Genomic DNA, 14600 nt, shown 5'->3' with positions numbered 1-14600 from the left:
GAAGTTGATGGCTATTCCTCTTTGGCCAGGTATTTTTCCAGCCAGTGGATGTCGTAGTCGCCATTGGCGATGTCGGCGTTGCCGACAAGGTCACGGAACAGCGGCAGCGTCGTCTTGATGCCGTCGACGACGAACTCGTCGAGCGCGCGGCGCAGCCGCATCATGCATTCGACGCGGTTGCGGCCGTGCACGATCAGCTTGCCGATCAGGCTGTCATAGTAGGGCGGGATCTTGTAGCCGGAATAGACGCCGGAATCGACGCGAATGCCGAGGCCGCCCGGCGTGTGGAAATGCGTGATCGTGCCGGGCGAGGGGGTGAAGGTGCGAGGATCCTCTGCATTGATGCGGCATTCGATGGCGTGGCCGTTGAATTTGATGTCCTCCTGCCGCACCGAAAGCCCGCCGCCCGAGGCGACGCGGATCTGCTCATGCACCAGGTCGATGCCGGTGATCGCCTCCGTCACCGGATGCTCGACCTGCAGGCGGGTGTTCATCTCGATGAAATAGAACTCGCCGTTCTCGTAGAGGAATTCGATGGTGCCGGCGCCGGAATAACCGAGATCGGCGATGGCCTTGGCGCAGACGCCGCCGATATGCGCGCGCTCCTCGGCATTGAGCGCCGGCGAGGGCGCTTCTTCCCAGACCTTCTGGTGGCGGCGTTGCAGCGAGCAGTCGCGCTCGCCGAAATGCACGCCGCGGCCAGCGCCGTCGCCGAACACCTGGACCTCGATGTGGCGCGGCTTTTCCAGATATTTCTCGATATAGACGGCGTCGTCGCCGAAGGCGGCGCCCGCTTCCGAGCGGGCCGTCTGCAAGGCAATTTCAAGCTCGGCTTCGCTATGCGCCACCTTCATGCCGCGTCCGCCACCGCCGGCCGAAGCCTTGATGATCACGGGGTAGCCGATCTCGGCGGCGATGCGCCTGGCTTCCTTTTCCTCGGTGACCGCGCCGTCGGAGCCGGGCACGACCGGAATGCCAAGGCGTTTTGCCGTGCGCTTGGCCTCGATCTTGTCGCCCATGATGCGGATATGGTCGCCGGTCGGGCCGATGAAGGTGATGTTGTGCGCGGCGAGGATATCGGCGAACTTGGCATTTTCCGACAGGAAGCCGTAGCCCGGATGCACGGCATCGGCGCCGGTGATCTCGCAGGCCGCGACGATCTGGTGGATGTTGAGATAGCTGTCGCGCGACGGCGGCGGGCCGATGCAGACGCTCTCGTCGGCGAGCCTGACATGCATGGCGTCGGCGTCGGCGGTCGAATGGACCACCACGGTCTGGATGCCGAGCTCCTTGCAGGCGCGCAGCACCCTCAGGGCAATTTCGCCGCGATTGGCGATGAGGATTTTCTGGAACATGTCTTGCCTGTTCCCGGCTCTACTCGATCACGACGAGCGGCATGCCATATTCGACCGGCTGCGCATCCTCGAACAGGATCGCTGTCACCGTGCCGCCGCGAGGCGAGGGGATCTGGTTCATCGTCTTCATCGCCTCGATGATCAGCAGCGTCTGGCCTTCCTTGACCGTCTGGCCGACCTCGATGAACGGCTTGGCGTCGGGTGACGGCGCCAGATAGGCGGTGCCGACCATGGGTGAAGCGACCGCGTTCTTTGATATTTCGGCTGCCGCCGGCCCGGCCGCTGCGGCCGCGGGCTGGGCCGCCGCCGGCGCATAAGCGGGCTGCGGCGCGGCAATCGCGTGCACGGCCGGCGCCTGTCGCGACACGCGCACCTTCAAGTCGCCCAGCTCGACCTCGATCTCGGTGAGGTTGGTGTCGTTCAGTATGCCCGCCAGATCGCGGATCAGCTGCTGGTCAACACCGGTCTTCTTTATCGACATTTTCGAGCCTTCTGTTTGTTGGCCGGTCATAGGCGTGCGGCCAGCGCCTGCAGCGCCAGCGTGTAGCCGAGCGGCCCGAACCCGCAGATCATGCCGACGGCGACCGGCGAGACCATGGAGACGTGGCGGAATGGTTCCCGCGCATGGATGTTGGAAAGATGAACTTCGGCGACGGGCAATGGTGCTACGGCGCGTATGGCGTCGTGAATGGCGATCGAGGTGTGGCTGTAGGCGCCCGGATTGATGACGATTCCGGCAGCCTTGTCGCCGGCTTCCTGGATCCAGTCGACGAGATCGCCCTCATGGTTCGACTGGCGGAAATCGATATCGAGCCCCAACGCCGCGCCCGCCTGCTTGCAATCTTCGGCGATCGCGGCAAGCGTCTTGCCGCCATAGATGCCCGGCTCGCGCTTGCCGAGCGCGTTGAGGTTGGGACCGTTCAGGACGAAAACAGTTTTCAAGAATGCCGACCTTTCCCGGCACCGGCCTCAAGCCGGCGCACCGGGCCTCTATAATGGGCTTAGACGCCTGCGAAAAGAGCGCAAGTGCGTTCTTTCGCTGTCCACAACAGGCGGGAAACGGCCTGTGGCGAAAACCGGTGCCGATCAGAGCGCGGCCTTGGCCGCCTCGATCTTCTCCGCCAGCACTTCCTGGCCGAGTGCCCCGAACACCACCTCGTTGCCGACCACATAGGAAGGCGTTCCGGTGATGGCCAGCTTGTTGGCAAGGTCGAAGGTCTTGGAGAAGGCCTCGGTGATGGACGGATCCTTCATCTTCTCGCGCAATGTCGCTTCGTCGGCGCCGAGCGAAAGCGCCACCTTCATGGCCGTGGCCTCGGTGGCGCGCCCCTGGCCGCCGAGCAGCGCGTTGTGGAACTCGCCATATTTCTCCGGATGCATCAGATGGAACGCCATCGAGACGACGCTTGCCTTTTGCGAATCCGGGCCGAGGATCGGGAACTCCTTGAGCACGAAGCGCAGGTCCGGATCGGCTTTCGTCAGAGCCTGCATGTCCTCGACGGCGCGTTTGCAGAAGCCGCAATTGTAATCATAGAACTCGACGATGGTGACCTTGCCGTTCGGGTTGCCGACAACGCCGTCGAAGGCCGAGTTGAAGATCTGGTCCTTGGCATTGCTGATGACGCCGAGACTGGCGATGCGCTGCTCTTCCTTTTGCTTGGCCTCAAGTGCGTCCTGGACTTCAAGCAGCACTTCGGGGTTCTTCAGGAGATAGTCGCGAATGATGCCCTCGACTTCCGCGCGGTCGATCTTGCTGTCGCCGGACACCGCCTGGGCGAGTTGAGCCGTATCGGCCTTTGCCGTCTGCGGATTTCCGGCCACGAATCCGAACGCCAGCATGGCGAGAGCAGCCGCCACTCCCGTGGTGCCGAGCAGAATTGCCTTTTTCATCATCCGTAGTCCTCTTGCCTGGTTTCCGGCCCGATTGGTCTGACCTGACCGGCCTGACTATAGGTCGCCACGGTTGCCGGAAGGTTCACTTCTTCTTGCCTGATGGTGCGTAGTTTATGATGTCCTGCGCGCGAAGCCAGCCTGGCTCGCCGCGCTTCAACTTTTGTTGCGCGCGCATGGCGAAGATCTTGGCATTCCTGTAGTCGCCGGAATAGAAATGGCCTTCAGCGGTGGCAAGATCGGCGGCAGGGATTTTGCCGAGCTCGCCATTGGCCTGCGCCAGATAGCGGTAGCCGGCGACGTTTTCGCGATCGCGCCCGAGGCCCTTGTTGATCTGCACCACCGCCTTCTCCAGCGAATCAGGCGTGCCGATGGCCATCAGCGCCTGCCCGTAGGAAACCAGCAGCAGTCCCGATCGCACCGGGTCGAGGCTGACCGCCTTGGCATAGGCCTGCGAAGCATCCTTCGGCTTGTTCGCCTTCATCAGGATGTCGCCGCGCAATTCCTGGAAATAGGGGTTTTTCGGCTGCGCCTTGATCAATGCGTTGGTCTTGCTGAGCGCGGCAGCCAGATTGCCGTAGAGATAGGTCGTCTGCGCAAGGCCATATTGCGAGGCCAGGCTGCCCGGATTCTTGCGCATCAGCCGCACCGCGGCGGCCTGGCCTCCCATATAGGCGGCGATCTTGATGCGCATCATGTCATGTCGCTGCTGCAGCGCCGGGGGGTCGACCTTGTCGACATAGGGGCTCTGCTTCACCAGGACTTCGAGATTGGCGATACGCTCCCGCGGCATCGGATGGCTGATCCGGTAGGGATCGACCTGCGCGCCCGACAGCGAAAGCGCGCTCTGGAAGCGGCCGAACGTCTTCAGCATGCCCTTGCCGGACTGGCCGGTCGCGTTGAGATAGGTGATTGCCGAGCGGTCGGCGGTCATCTCTTCGGTGCGCTGATAGGCAAGGATGCTGCGTTGCGCCATCTCGCCACCGCCCGCCGCAACGCCCATGCCGGCGCCGGCGAGGCCACGGCTGTTGGTCGTGGCGCCGGCGACGATGGCGCCGGCGCCAAGCAGCGTTGCGATGATGGCCATCGTCTTGGCGCGCTCGAGTTGCTCGCGCAATTTCTGCTGGTGACCGCCGGCGATGTGGCCGGCCTCATGGGCAATGACGCCGATGATCTCGTTGGGCGTTTCCGCTTCCATCAAGGCGCCCGTGTTGATGAACAGACGGCGCCCGGTGACGAAGGCGTTGAAACTCTGATCGTTGACCAGGACGATGTCCACGCCGTCCTCCGGCAGGCCCGCGGCTCTGAAGATCGGCCGCGCATAGTCGCGCACCAGGGCTTCGATCTCGGCGTCGCGCACCACCGGCACGTTTTGCGCGAAGGCATTGACCGAGCCGGCGACAGTGACCATCACGGCAAGCCAAAGCGTCGCGAAAACGCGCGCTGCCCTGGCAATCGTCAATCTGGGTCGGCTCAACATGGCAGGTCCACTGGTAGACGAGCGGGCGAAGGATGAAAAGTCGGCACCGAAAACTTACTGAACTTGTGATCCTCACATCAATCGGGCATTTGTGCGGCGCGGCCGCCAGGGCCGGCGGCTTCGGACGGCAGGATGTGAGGTCAAATGGTTGTTTCGCTTTCACGCCGCGGCGAGGTCGAGCCGTTCCACGCCATGGACATTCTGGCGGAGGCGAATCGGCTGAAGGCCTCCGGCGTTCCGGTCGTTTCCATGGCCGTCGGCCAGCCGTCCGACCCGGCGCCGGCCGGGGTCAGGCAAGCGGCGGCCCACGCCTTGAAGATGGGGCTCATCGGCTATACCGATGCACTGGGCCTGGCCGGCCTGCGCAAGGCAATCGCCGAGCACTATGGCGATCACTACGGGCTCGATGTCCCGCCCAGCCGGATCGCCGTCACCACCGGATCGTCGGCAGCCTTCAACCTCGCCTTCCTGGCGATGTTCGATCCGGGCGACCGCGTCGCCATTGCGGCCCCTGGCTACCCGGCCTATCGCAACATCATGGCGGCGCTCGGCATCGAGATCGTCGAGATCGAGCTTGATGGCGCCGCCTATCTCCATGCCGGGCATCTGGAAGCTGCGCACCGCCAAAAGCCGCTGAAGGGCGTTCTGTTCGCCAGTCCGGCCAACCCGACCGGTGCGGTTATCCCTGCCGCCGAGCTGTCGGCACTGGTCAAGACGGCGCAGGAACTGGGCATCGCCGTGATCTCCGACGAAATCTATCACCGGCTGGCCTATACGGCGCCCGACACGACGGCGCTGGCCAATGGTCCGGATGTGACGGTGATCAATTCCTTCTCGAAATACTATTGCATGACCGGCTGGCGCATCGGCTGGATGGTGCTGCCGGAAGACCTGGTGCGGCCCGTCGAGCGCATCGCCCAGAGCCTTTACATCTCGCCGCCCGAGCTTTCCCAGATCGCGGCGATAGAGGCATTCAAGGCGACCGGTGAACTGGAAGTGGTGAAGGCGCGCTATGCCGGCAATCGCGAGCTTCTGATGCAGCGTCTGCCGGAGCTCGGCTTCGCGCTGGCGGCGCCGATGGACGGCGCCTTCTATGCGTTTTGCGATGTCACCAGGCATACCAACGACAGCATGGTTTTCGCGCGCCGGATGCTGGCCGAGGCGCATGTGGCCGCGACGCCCGGCCGCGATTTCGATCCGCTCCAGGGCCATCGAACCATGCGCTTTTCCTACGCCGGCAGCCATGACGACATGCTCGAGGCGCTGGCGCGCATCGAGCGCTGGCTGAAGTAGCGGGGACGCCAATGCCGGAACTCGAACAGGCTTTGGCCGAAGTCGCCGCCGAGATGGCGGAGCGGACGGATAGGGGTGAGGTCGCCACCTACATTCCGCAGCTCGGCAAGGTCGATCCGAAGAAGTTCGGCATCGCCGCCGTGACCAATGACGGTCGCGTGCTCATGGCGGGCGACGCCGATGAGCCGTTTTCCATCCAGAGCATTTCCAAGGTGTTCACGCTGACGCTGGCGCTCGGCAATGTCGGCGATGCGCTCTGGCAGCGCGTCGGGCGCGAGCCCTCGGGCAATCCGTTCAACTCGATCGTCCAGCTCGAGCATGAGAACGGCATTCCGCGAAATCCGTTCATCAATGCCGGCGCCATCGTCATTTCCGACATTCTACTCGCCGGCCACCAGCCGCGCGAGGCGATCGGCGAGATCCTGCGCTTCATCCAGTTCCTGGCCGACGACGAGACTGTCATCATCGACCGCGAGGTCGCGGCCTCTGAGCGCGCCACCGGCTACCGCAATTTTGCGCTTGCCAACTACATGAAATCCTTCGGCAATCTCCATCATGCGCCCGAGCTGGCGCTCGGCGTCTATTTCCATCACTGCGCCATCGCCATGAACTGCCGGCAGCTGGCGCTGGCCGGCCGCTTCCTCGCCAATGGCGGCAAGAATCCGGCAACCGGCCATTCCGTCGTGTCGGCCGAACGCGCGCGACGCATTGGCGCGATGATGCTGACCTGCGGCCACTATGACGGCTCTGGCGACTTTGCTTTCCGCGTCGGCATTCCGGGCAAGAGCGGCGTCGGCGGTGGCATATTGGGCATCGTGCCGGGCGTCGCCTCGCTTGCCGTGTGGTCACCGGGCCTCAACGCCAACGGCAATTCCAGGCTGGGCTCGATCGCGCTGGAGAAACTGGCCCGGATGATGAACTGGTCGATTTTCGCGCCATAGTCGGCTGCAGCGGTCGTGAGCGATTCTGTTGGGAGGGTGCCGATGGTCGGCCAACCAGGATCAGGCGGCCGGCGCCCGCTGTTCCAGCATGTCGATGCCGAGCAGGTGTCGCACATTCGGCCGTGCCGCCACCATGTCGGCGATCGTATAGCGCGCAAGCACGGCGAAGAAGGCGTTGAGCGCCTCGCGCAGCGCCGAATTCAGCGCGCAACTGTCGATCAGCGGGCATTCGGCGGCATCGTTTTCGAAGCATTCGGCCATGGCGAAGCTTTCTTCCGTCACCCGCACCACGTCGAACAGGTTGATCTGCTCGGCTGGGCGCCCAAGCCTGACGCCACCGTTCCTGCCGCGCACTGTCTCGACCAGGCCATGCTCGACCAGCGGCTGCAGGATCTTGAACAGAAAAAGCTCGGATACCGAATAGGCGGCGGCAATCTCGGGGATTCGGCTCAGCCGATCGGTGTTCGCGGCGCAATACATCAAGATGCGCATGGCGTAGTTGGTCTGGCGTGTCAGGCGCATTTTGTCCTCGCGAAGCAGTGGCTTGACCCCAAAACGCGTCGAGTCAAACGAGCGACGCGCTTCGGGCCCTTGTCTTTGTCCATGCTGTCGTCCCCAATCGCTGGCGCGGTTTTGGGCGACATCAGTGAATATGGCCTATACCTTGGAATAATTCCAGACAAGCACGGCATAATAGTTGAATATTATCGTCAACTTTGTGTGCGGTCGCGCAAATCGGGCTGGGACGAAATGTGGCGCGCATTCGGCTGGGCAGGTTACTAAGTAAGTCCGCGAGATCCATCAGGAGCGGTTCCATGTCACAACCAGCCCCGGCTTTGGCGCCCGTCGCCCGGTTCGACGCCGACGCGGACGCCAAGCTTTCGGCGCTTCGGCGCACCAAGTTCGTCGCCACCGCGGCGCTGGCGCTCTGCGTCCTCATCTTTGCCGTGGCCAAGTCGTTCGAGGGCCGTTTTGCCTGGCTGGGTTTCGTCGCTGCCTTTGCCGAGGCGGCGACGATCGGCGGGCTGGCCGACTGGTATGCGGTGGTGGCGCTGTTCAAGCGGCCGCTTGGCCTGCCGATCCCGCACACCGCCATCATTCCCGAGAATCAGCACCGCATCGCCGACAATCTCGGCCGCTTCATCGAGGTCAATTTCCTGGCGCCGGAACCGGTGCGCGAAAAGCTCGCCGAGGTCGACTTTTCCGCGCTTGTCGCCGACTGGCTGTCGGACGCCGACCGGGCGGCCGGCCTGTCGCGGTTCGTCGGCCGTCTGGTGCCGCAGACGTTGTCGGCAATCGAGCAGTCCGGCCTGCGCGGTTTCGTCACCAGCCGTATGCTGGAGCAGGTCGAAAAGGTGCCGCTGGCGCCGCTCGCCGCCGAATTGCTGTCGGCGCTGACCGACGATCGCCGCCACCAGAAACTGTTCGACGAATTCACCAAGGTCGTCGGCCGGTTCCTGAGCGATGAAGAGGCATTGGCGACGATGCGCGAGAAGATCCGCGAGGAATTGCCGTCGCTGTTCAACCTTTTTCGCGCCGATGCCTATCTCCTGAAGAAGATCGTCGCCTCAGCCGGATCGCTGCTCGATGAGGTCAGGGCCGATCCCGATCACCCGATGCGCGCCGAATTCGACCGCTTCGTGGAAAGCTTCATCGAGCGGCTCAGAACATCCAGGCAATATGCTAGGCGGGCCGAGAAATTGAAGCGCGATTTCCTCGCCCGGCCGGAACTCAAGGCGCTGGCCGGAGACATGTGGGACAGCCTGCGCCTGTTCATCGAGCAGGACGCCAAGGCGGAGAATTCGATGATCCGCGCTCATCTGGCCAACATGTTCGTCGAGGTCGGCCGCCATCTTGCCGGCGATCCGCAGATCAGGGCCGATATGAACCAGGGCTTTGTCGTGGCGCTGTCCTCTTTCGTCGAAAGCCAGAAGAGCGGCGTGTCGAAATTCATCGCCGACCAGGTCAAGCGCTGGGATCTTGCCCAGCTCACCAGGCTGATCGAGATGAACATCGGCAGGGACCTGCAATATATCCGCTTCAACGGCATGGTCATCGGCGGCCTTGCCGGTGTCGTGCTCTATACGGCGGAGCGGCTGTTTCTCGTCAACTGAGGCGCCGCGTACGCTCTGAAACGTTCCTTGCCCGTCCGAATGGACCGCGAAGCCCCGGTGCTCTATTCTCTTCTTCGGGTGCCGCATTCGCGGCAACAGGGGAGAGAACCATCATGGCAAAGCAACCCGATTCCGACTCCTTCATGGACATGTTCGGCAGGTTCGGCCGCGACCTCAAGTTGCCGAACGTCGATGTCGAGGCGATCCTCAGCCATCACCGCAAGAACCTCGAAGCCCTGGAAAAGTCGGCCAGGGCCAGTGCCGCCGGTGCGCAGTCGCTTAAGTCCAGGCAGCGCGAGATGCTGCAGGACACGCTGCGCGAGGTCACCGACATGGCGCAGAGTTACAGGGCGCCGGGCAATCCGCAGGAGTTGATGACGAAACAGACGGAGTTCGCCAGGAAATCCTTCGAAACCGCGCTGAAGAATGCCGGCGAGGTCGCCGAGCTGTTCAAGAAGTCCGGCGCCGAATCGGTCGAGATCCTGCGCGACCGCATCAAGGAGGCGATGGCGGAGATCCGCGCCGGCTACGAGAAGAAGTAATCGGCCGCTGTCGGTCGAGCCGGTTCTCCTGGCTGGGCAACCGCTTCCGGTTCGTGGAGCAGGGCGATTCGGGCCGAACAGGCGGAACGGAATCGCACAGAGCGAATTGACAGGGGCGGCCGGTTCGTGGTCCGGAGGCAGGCCAGCGATCGGGAAAGCAGGAATGACGCAAACACGGCCGAGGACGCCGCCGACCTATGAGCAGCTCAGGGCCATGGCCGGGCAGGAACTTGGCGTGTCCGACTGGACGACGGTCGACCAGAACCGCATCGACCAGTTTGCCGAATGCACGGGCGACCACCAGTGGATCCATGTCGATCCGGAACGGGCAAGGCGGCAAAGCCCGTTCCGGACCACCATCGCGCATGGCTATCTGACGCTGTCGATCATCGGCGCGCTGGCGCTCGACATGGGCATCGTGCCGGAAAACACGCAAGCCGCCTTCAACTACGGCTTCGACAGAGTGCGTTTCCTGTCGCCTGTCCGGGTCGGCGCCCGCATCAGGCTGCGCACGACGCTCCTGTCGATGGAAGACAGGGGGCCTGGTCAGTACCTGATGAAGGCGGCCAACACAGTCGAGATCGAAGGCGAGCAGAAGGCGGCGCTGACGGCCGAAACGCTGGTCATGCTGTATGAGCGACGGAGGCGGGCAGGGGCGTGAGGCAGCACCAGGCCCGGGCCGTCAGTCACGACGCGCCATCGCCTCTTCAAGCACTCTGAAAATCCGCTCATCGCCCGATTGCGCGACGTTGAAGCGCATGAAGCGGCTTGCCGATCGAGACAGGCTGAACGCATTGCCGGGCGCCAGAACGATATTGGCGGACAGGGCGCGGCGGGCGATATCGGCGGCATCCATGCCTTCCGGCAGGCTGCACCACAGGAACATGCCTGCCGGCTGGTCGATCCATGGGGTGATGCCGATGGCTCTCAGGCGGGCGCTCGTGTCGACCATGGCGCGCGACAGACGCGCCCGCAACAAATCCATGTGCTTGCGATAGAGACCGTCCCTGAGCAACGTCAGCACCAGTTCGGACGCCAGTCGCCCGCCGCCGAAGGTTGTGGCGATCTTGAGATCGGTCAAACCCTCCACCCAGCGCCGCGGCGCGGCGATGAAACCGCAGCGTATCGAGGCTGAAAGCGTCTTTGAGAAGCTGCCGATATGAATGACCCGATTGAGGCCGTCGAACGCCGCCAGCCTGGGGGCGGGTGTGTGCTCGAAATCGGCAAAGATATCGTCTTCGATGATGGCCAGGTCCGACTGGTCGGCGAGCTTGAGTAAGCGGTGCGCGGTGACCGGCGACAGAATGGCCCCTGTTGGATTGTGCAGGGCGGAATTGGTGATGTAGAGGCGCGGCCGGTGCTCGGCTAGCGCCTGCGCGAACTCTGCGATATCCGGTCCCGACGGGCTGTAGGGGACGCTGACGACCTTGGCCCTGTGCGCGCGCAACAGCGCGTGGAAGTTAAAGTAGCAGGGGTCGTCGACCAGTACCGGGTCACCGGGTTCGATAAGGAAGCGACAAAGCAGATCGATGGCCTGCGTTCCCGATTCCGTCAGCACGATCTGGTCGGGAGAGGCCTCGATGCCGTGCCCGGCCATGCGCCGCGACAGCAGGTGACGCAACGCCGGCAATCCGAGTGGGGTGCCATAATCGGTCAGGGAGACATTGTCGGCTCGCGCCAGCGTCCGTAGCGCACGGCGTAGGCCGGTCTCCGGCATCCACGAGGCCGGCAGCCAGCCGCAACCTGGCTTCAGAACGTCCTCGCCCGCTTCCAGGGACTGGCGCGAAACCCACAGCGGATCGACGGCCCGGTCAAGTCGGGGGCCGATCTCGGCCAATGACAAAGGCGCAATTGGTCCGGCGGCATAATAACCCGAACCCGGCCGCGAACGGATATCCCCTTCGGCGGCAAGACGCTCATAGGCGTCGACCACGGTGGATTTGGAAACCCGCATGGTCTTGGCAAAGGCGCGGATCGACGGCAGCCGTGCTCCCGGTGTCAGGATCCGTGCGGCGATCCTGTGCCTGATCGTTGCCATGACGCTTTCGACAAGCGTCCCGTTGCCTTGGCTTTCCGCCGTCAGTTCATCCATCTGTGCTGCTCTCTAGACCATAACAGTTTCTTGGAATTGTACTGCATTGTCTCTGGCGATGCCACATGTCTTGGCCCGATAGAGAGCGAGAGCATCGGGAGCGTTGAATGGACAAGACGGCGAGCGGTTGGGTGAGCGGATTCGTCGGCGTGCTGATTTTCAGCGGCTCGCTTCCGGCTACCCGCGTGGCCGTGATGGATTTCGACCCGATCTTCTTGACCGCGGCCCGCGCCGCGATAGCCGGTATCCTCGGCCTTGTGCTGCTCATCGTTTTGCGCGCCGAGCGTCCGCGGCGTGGTGACCTGTTTTCCCTGGTCATCGTGGCGCTCGGTGTCGTGGTCGGCTTCCCCTTGCTCACCGCGCTGGCGCTGAAACACGTGACCTCGGCTCATTCCATCATCTTCGTCGGCCTGTTGCCGCTTGCGACCGCGATCTTTGGCGTCATTCGCGGCGGTGATCGCCCAAGGCCGGCTTTCTGGCTGTTTTCGTGCCTTGGCAGCGCCCTCGTCGCCGGCTTTGCGCTGGCGCAGGGCGGTTCGGCCTCGCCGCTGGGCGACAGTTTGATGCTTGCGGCCATCATCGCATGCGGTCTTGGCTATGCCGAGGGAGCCGCACTATCGCGCCGGCTCGGCGGCTGGCAGGTGATCTGCTGGGCGCTGGTGCTGTCATTGCCGGTGATGCTCATATTGACGCTGATGACCAGGCCGGCGTCGTTTGACGACATCGGGATCAACGCCTGGATCGGCCTGGCCTATGTTTCGCTGTTCAGCATGCTGATCGGTTTCGTGTTCTGGTATCGCGGGCTGGCGCTGGGCGGCATTGCCGCCGTGGGGCAGTTGCAGCTTCTCCAGCCCTTCTTCGGCCTCGCGCTGGCGGCGACGCTGCTGCACGAGCAGGTCAGCCCGCTAATGATCGCCGTCACGGTCGCCGTGGTGCTTTGCGTCGTCGGCGCCAAGCGGTTCGCCAGGCAGAGTGTGCCGCAAGAGGTGGCGGCGGAGTGACTGCGCCGTTCACTAAAGCGCGTGATGCGCTTTAGATTCTTGTTTTCATGCATGTCGTTATCGCAAAACCGCTGCGCACTTTTGCGCGACATGCATTAGAACTTCGTCACCACACCGATGCCGATGCCTTCGAAACCGCCCATCGCCATCAGCGCGGCCGGCGCTTCCTCGAGGCTGATCCTCTTGCCGACCAGGAGTTCGGGCTTGAGCTTGCCGGTGCGGATCATCTCCATCATCGCCTGATAGCGGTAGGCCTGCATGCCATGGCTGCCGCGGATTTCGAGCTCGAAGGCAATCACCTTGTCCATCGGTATCTGCGGCCTGGCGTGATCGCCGAGCATCAGGCCGACCTGCACATGGCGGCCGCGCCGGCGCAGATTGGCGATCGAGTTGAACGAGGTAGTGGGGTGGCCGAGCGCGTCCATCGACATATGCGCGCCGCCATTGGTGATCTGCTTGACCGCCTTGACCACATTCGGTGTTTTCGCGGCATTGATCGTCGCCACGGCGCCTATCTTGCTGGCGAAATCGAGCTTCTCGTCGGTCAGGTCGATGGCAATGACGTTGGCGCCCATGGCGCTGGCGATCATGATGGCCGACAGGCCGACGCCGCCGCAGCCGTGCACGGCCACCCATTCGCCCGGCGTCACCCGGCCCTGGTCTACGATGGCGCGGAACGACGTCACGAAACGACAACCGAGGCTGGCGGCAGTGGCGAACTCCATCTCATCGGGCAGGCGCACCAGATTGGTGTCGGCATGGTCGATGGCGACATATTCAGCAAACGAACCCCAGGCGCTGAAGCCGGGCTGGAACTGATGCTCGCAGACCTGATGGTTGCCGGACGTGCATTCGAAGCAGCGGCCGCAACCGACGGCGAACGGCACGGTGACGCGCTCACCGGCCTTCCAGCGGGTCACTCCTGAGCCGGCGGCCACCACGACGCCGGCAAGCTCGTGGCCCGGCACATGCGGCAGGCGAATGCCGTCGTCGTGGCCCATCCAGCCGTGCCAGTCGCTGCGGCAGAGCCCCGTCGCCTCGACCTTGATGACGACGCCCTCCGGCGCCGGCGTCGGATCGGCGACGGTCTGGATGGTCGGCGCCTCGCCGAATTTTTCGAAGACGACGGCTTTCATTGGCAATACCTCATAGTCATGCTCGTCATAATTGGATTGCGCCGTTACTCGGCATCGATCTGGTTCTCGGGCGCCGCCTTTTGGAAGGCCGGCAGCGCCATGCAGGCGGCGTGGATGCGCGCAATCGTCGGGTAGGGCGTCATGTCGACGCCGAAACGCGCGTTGCTGGTGACCTGGGCGACCAGGCAGATGTCGGCCAGCCCCGGCGTGTCGCCGTGGCAGAATATCCTCGTCTCGGACGAAGAAGCCAGTATCTTTTCAAGTGGCTGGAAACCTTCGCTCACCCAGTGCCGGAACCAGTTGACGACGTCCTCGTCGCCGGCGCCGAACAGCGTGCGCAGCGAGGTCAGCACGCGCAGATTGTTCACGGGATGGATGTCACAGGCGATCATCTGGGCCAACATCCTGACATGGGCCCGGCCAAGCGCCTCCTTCGGCAGCAGCGGCGGCGCGGGCTTGGTCTCGTTCAGAAATTCGATGATCGCCAGCGATTGGGTTAGAAGCGTGCCGTCGCCCAGGATCAGCGCAGGGACCAGCCCTTGCGGGTTGACCGAGAGATAGGCGGGCTCCAGATGCTCGCCGTGGCGCAGGTGGTGCGGCACGTATCGATAGGTCAGGCCCTTCATCTCCAGCGCGATCCGCACGCGGTAGGAGGTGGAGGAGCGGTGGTAATTGTGAAGGACGATGTCGCTCATCAGGTCATGGCTTCGATTGCTGGCGGCACATTCGACCGATTTGGGTGGTCGGGCAAGCTGT

15 protein-coding genes are annotated in these 14600 nt (G+C 63.5%); 6 read left to right on the top strand and 9 right to left on the bottom strand.

Translation table 11 applies throughout. From position 1 onward, the window contains the following. Positions 1–11: 11 nt before the first annotated feature. The 5 genes from accC to AC0L2H_RS18995 form a co-directional block, all read right to left on the bottom strand. Complete coding sequence (accC, locus tag AC0L2H_RS19015) at positions 12–1355, bottom strand: acetyl-CoA carboxylase biotin carboxylase subunit (protein WP_097577241.1); 1344 nt, start codon at positions 1353–1355, stop codon at positions 12–14. Positions 1356–1374: 19 nt separating this feature from the next. Beyond that, a complete protein-coding gene (gene accB, locus AC0L2H_RS19010) occupies positions 1375–1836 on the bottom strand; it encodes an acetyl-CoA carboxylase biotin carboxyl carrier protein (protein WP_107647930.1) in 462 nt (153 codons plus the stop codon). 26 nt (positions 1837–1862) lie between these two features. Continuing rightward, entirely contained in the window at positions 1863–2297 is a 435-nt protein-coding gene (gene aroQ / locus AC0L2H_RS19005) for a type II 3-dehydroquinate dehydratase (RefSeq protein WP_107647897.1), read from the bottom strand. 144 nt (positions 2298–2441) lie between these two features. After that, positions 2442–3245 (bottom strand): DsbA family protein, encoded by an 804-nt coding sequence (locus AC0L2H_RS19000; protein WP_473591653.1) that lies wholly within the window; start codon positions 3243–3245, stop codon positions 2442–2444. An 85-nt stretch (positions 3246–3330) separates the two neighbouring features. Further along, on the bottom strand, positions 3331–4725 hold the full coding sequence (locus AC0L2H_RS18995; protein WP_473591652.1) for a M48 family metalloprotease: 1395 nt from the start codon (positions 4723–4725) through the stop codon (positions 3331–3333). A 144-nt stretch (positions 4726–4869) separates the two neighbouring features. On the opposite strand from AC0L2H_RS18995, the gene AC0L2H_RS18990 reads away from it, so the two are divergent. Together AC0L2H_RS18990 and AC0L2H_RS18985 are read left to right on the top strand one after the other, a co-directional pair. After that, a complete protein-coding gene (locus AC0L2H_RS18990) occupies positions 4870–6018 on the top strand; it encodes a pyridoxal phosphate-dependent aminotransferase (protein ID WP_473591650.1) in 1149 nt (382 codons plus the stop codon). A gap of 11 nt (positions 6019–6029) precedes the next feature. Beyond that, entirely contained in the window at positions 6030–6959 is a 930-nt protein-coding gene (locus AC0L2H_RS18985; RefSeq protein WP_473591649.1) for a glutaminase, read from the top strand. Positions 6960–7019: 60 nt separating this feature from the next. Here the strand turns inward: AC0L2H_RS18985 and rirA are convergent, their stop codons facing one another. Continuing rightward, positions 7020–7481: an iron-responsive transcriptional regulator RirA gene (rirA, locus tag AC0L2H_RS18980; RefSeq protein ID WP_097577247.1), complete on the bottom strand. Its 462-nt coding sequence runs from the start codon at positions 7479–7481 to the stop codon at positions 7020–7022. Between the two features lie 293 nt (positions 7482–7774). On the opposite strand from rirA, the gene AC0L2H_RS18975 reads away from it, so the two are divergent. From AC0L2H_RS18975 to AC0L2H_RS18965, 3 genes are all read left to right on the top strand, one after another. Then, entirely contained in the window at positions 7775–9073 is a 1299-nt protein-coding gene (locus AC0L2H_RS18975) for a DUF445 domain-containing protein (protein ID WP_473591648.1), read from the top strand. Positions 9074–9186: 113 nt separating this feature from the next. After that, entirely contained in the window at positions 9187–9615 is a 429-nt protein-coding gene (locus tag AC0L2H_RS18970) for a phasin family protein (protein ID WP_473591647.1), read from the top strand. A gap of 163 nt (positions 9616–9778) precedes the next feature. Next, positions 9779–10276, top strand: coding sequence for a MaoC family dehydratase (locus AC0L2H_RS18965; RefSeq protein ID WP_473591646.1), 498 nt, complete (start codon positions 9779–9781; stop codon positions 10274–10276). Between the two features lie 21 nt (positions 10277–10297). On the opposite strand, the gene AC0L2H_RS18960 is transcribed toward AC0L2H_RS18965, so the two are convergent. Continuing rightward, positions 10298–11707, bottom strand: a complete 1410-nt coding sequence (locus tag AC0L2H_RS18960) for an aminotransferase-like domain-containing protein (RefSeq protein ID WP_473591645.1) — start codon at positions 11705–11707, stop codon at positions 10298–10300. A 107-nt stretch (positions 11708–11814) separates the two neighbouring features. On the opposite strand from AC0L2H_RS18960, the gene AC0L2H_RS18955 reads away from it, so the two are divergent. Further along, positions 11815–12708, top strand: coding sequence for a DMT family transporter (locus AC0L2H_RS18955; RefSeq protein ID WP_473591644.1), 894 nt, complete (start codon positions 11815–11817; stop codon positions 12706–12708). A 95-nt stretch (positions 12709–12803) separates the two neighbouring features. Here the strand turns inward: AC0L2H_RS18955 and AC0L2H_RS18950 are convergent, their stop codons facing one another. Then, positions 12804–13844 (bottom strand): zinc-dependent alcohol dehydrogenase family protein, encoded by a 1041-nt coding sequence (locus tag AC0L2H_RS18950; protein ID WP_473591643.1) that lies wholly within the window; start codon positions 13842–13844, stop codon positions 12804–12806. Between the two features lie 44 nt (positions 13845–13888). Then, positions 13889–14539 (bottom strand): maleylacetoacetate isomerase, encoded by a 651-nt coding sequence (gene maiA, locus AC0L2H_RS18945; protein WP_473591642.1) that lies wholly within the window; start codon positions 14537–14539, stop codon positions 13889–13891. Positions 14540–14600 lie beyond the last annotated feature (61 nt).

The sequence above is a fragment of the Mesorhizobium sp. WSM4871 genome (genome assembly GCF_055811295.1).
The sequence above is the reverse complement of the archived record's forward strand: the minus strand, read 5'-3'. Positions and strand labels throughout refer to the sequence as shown.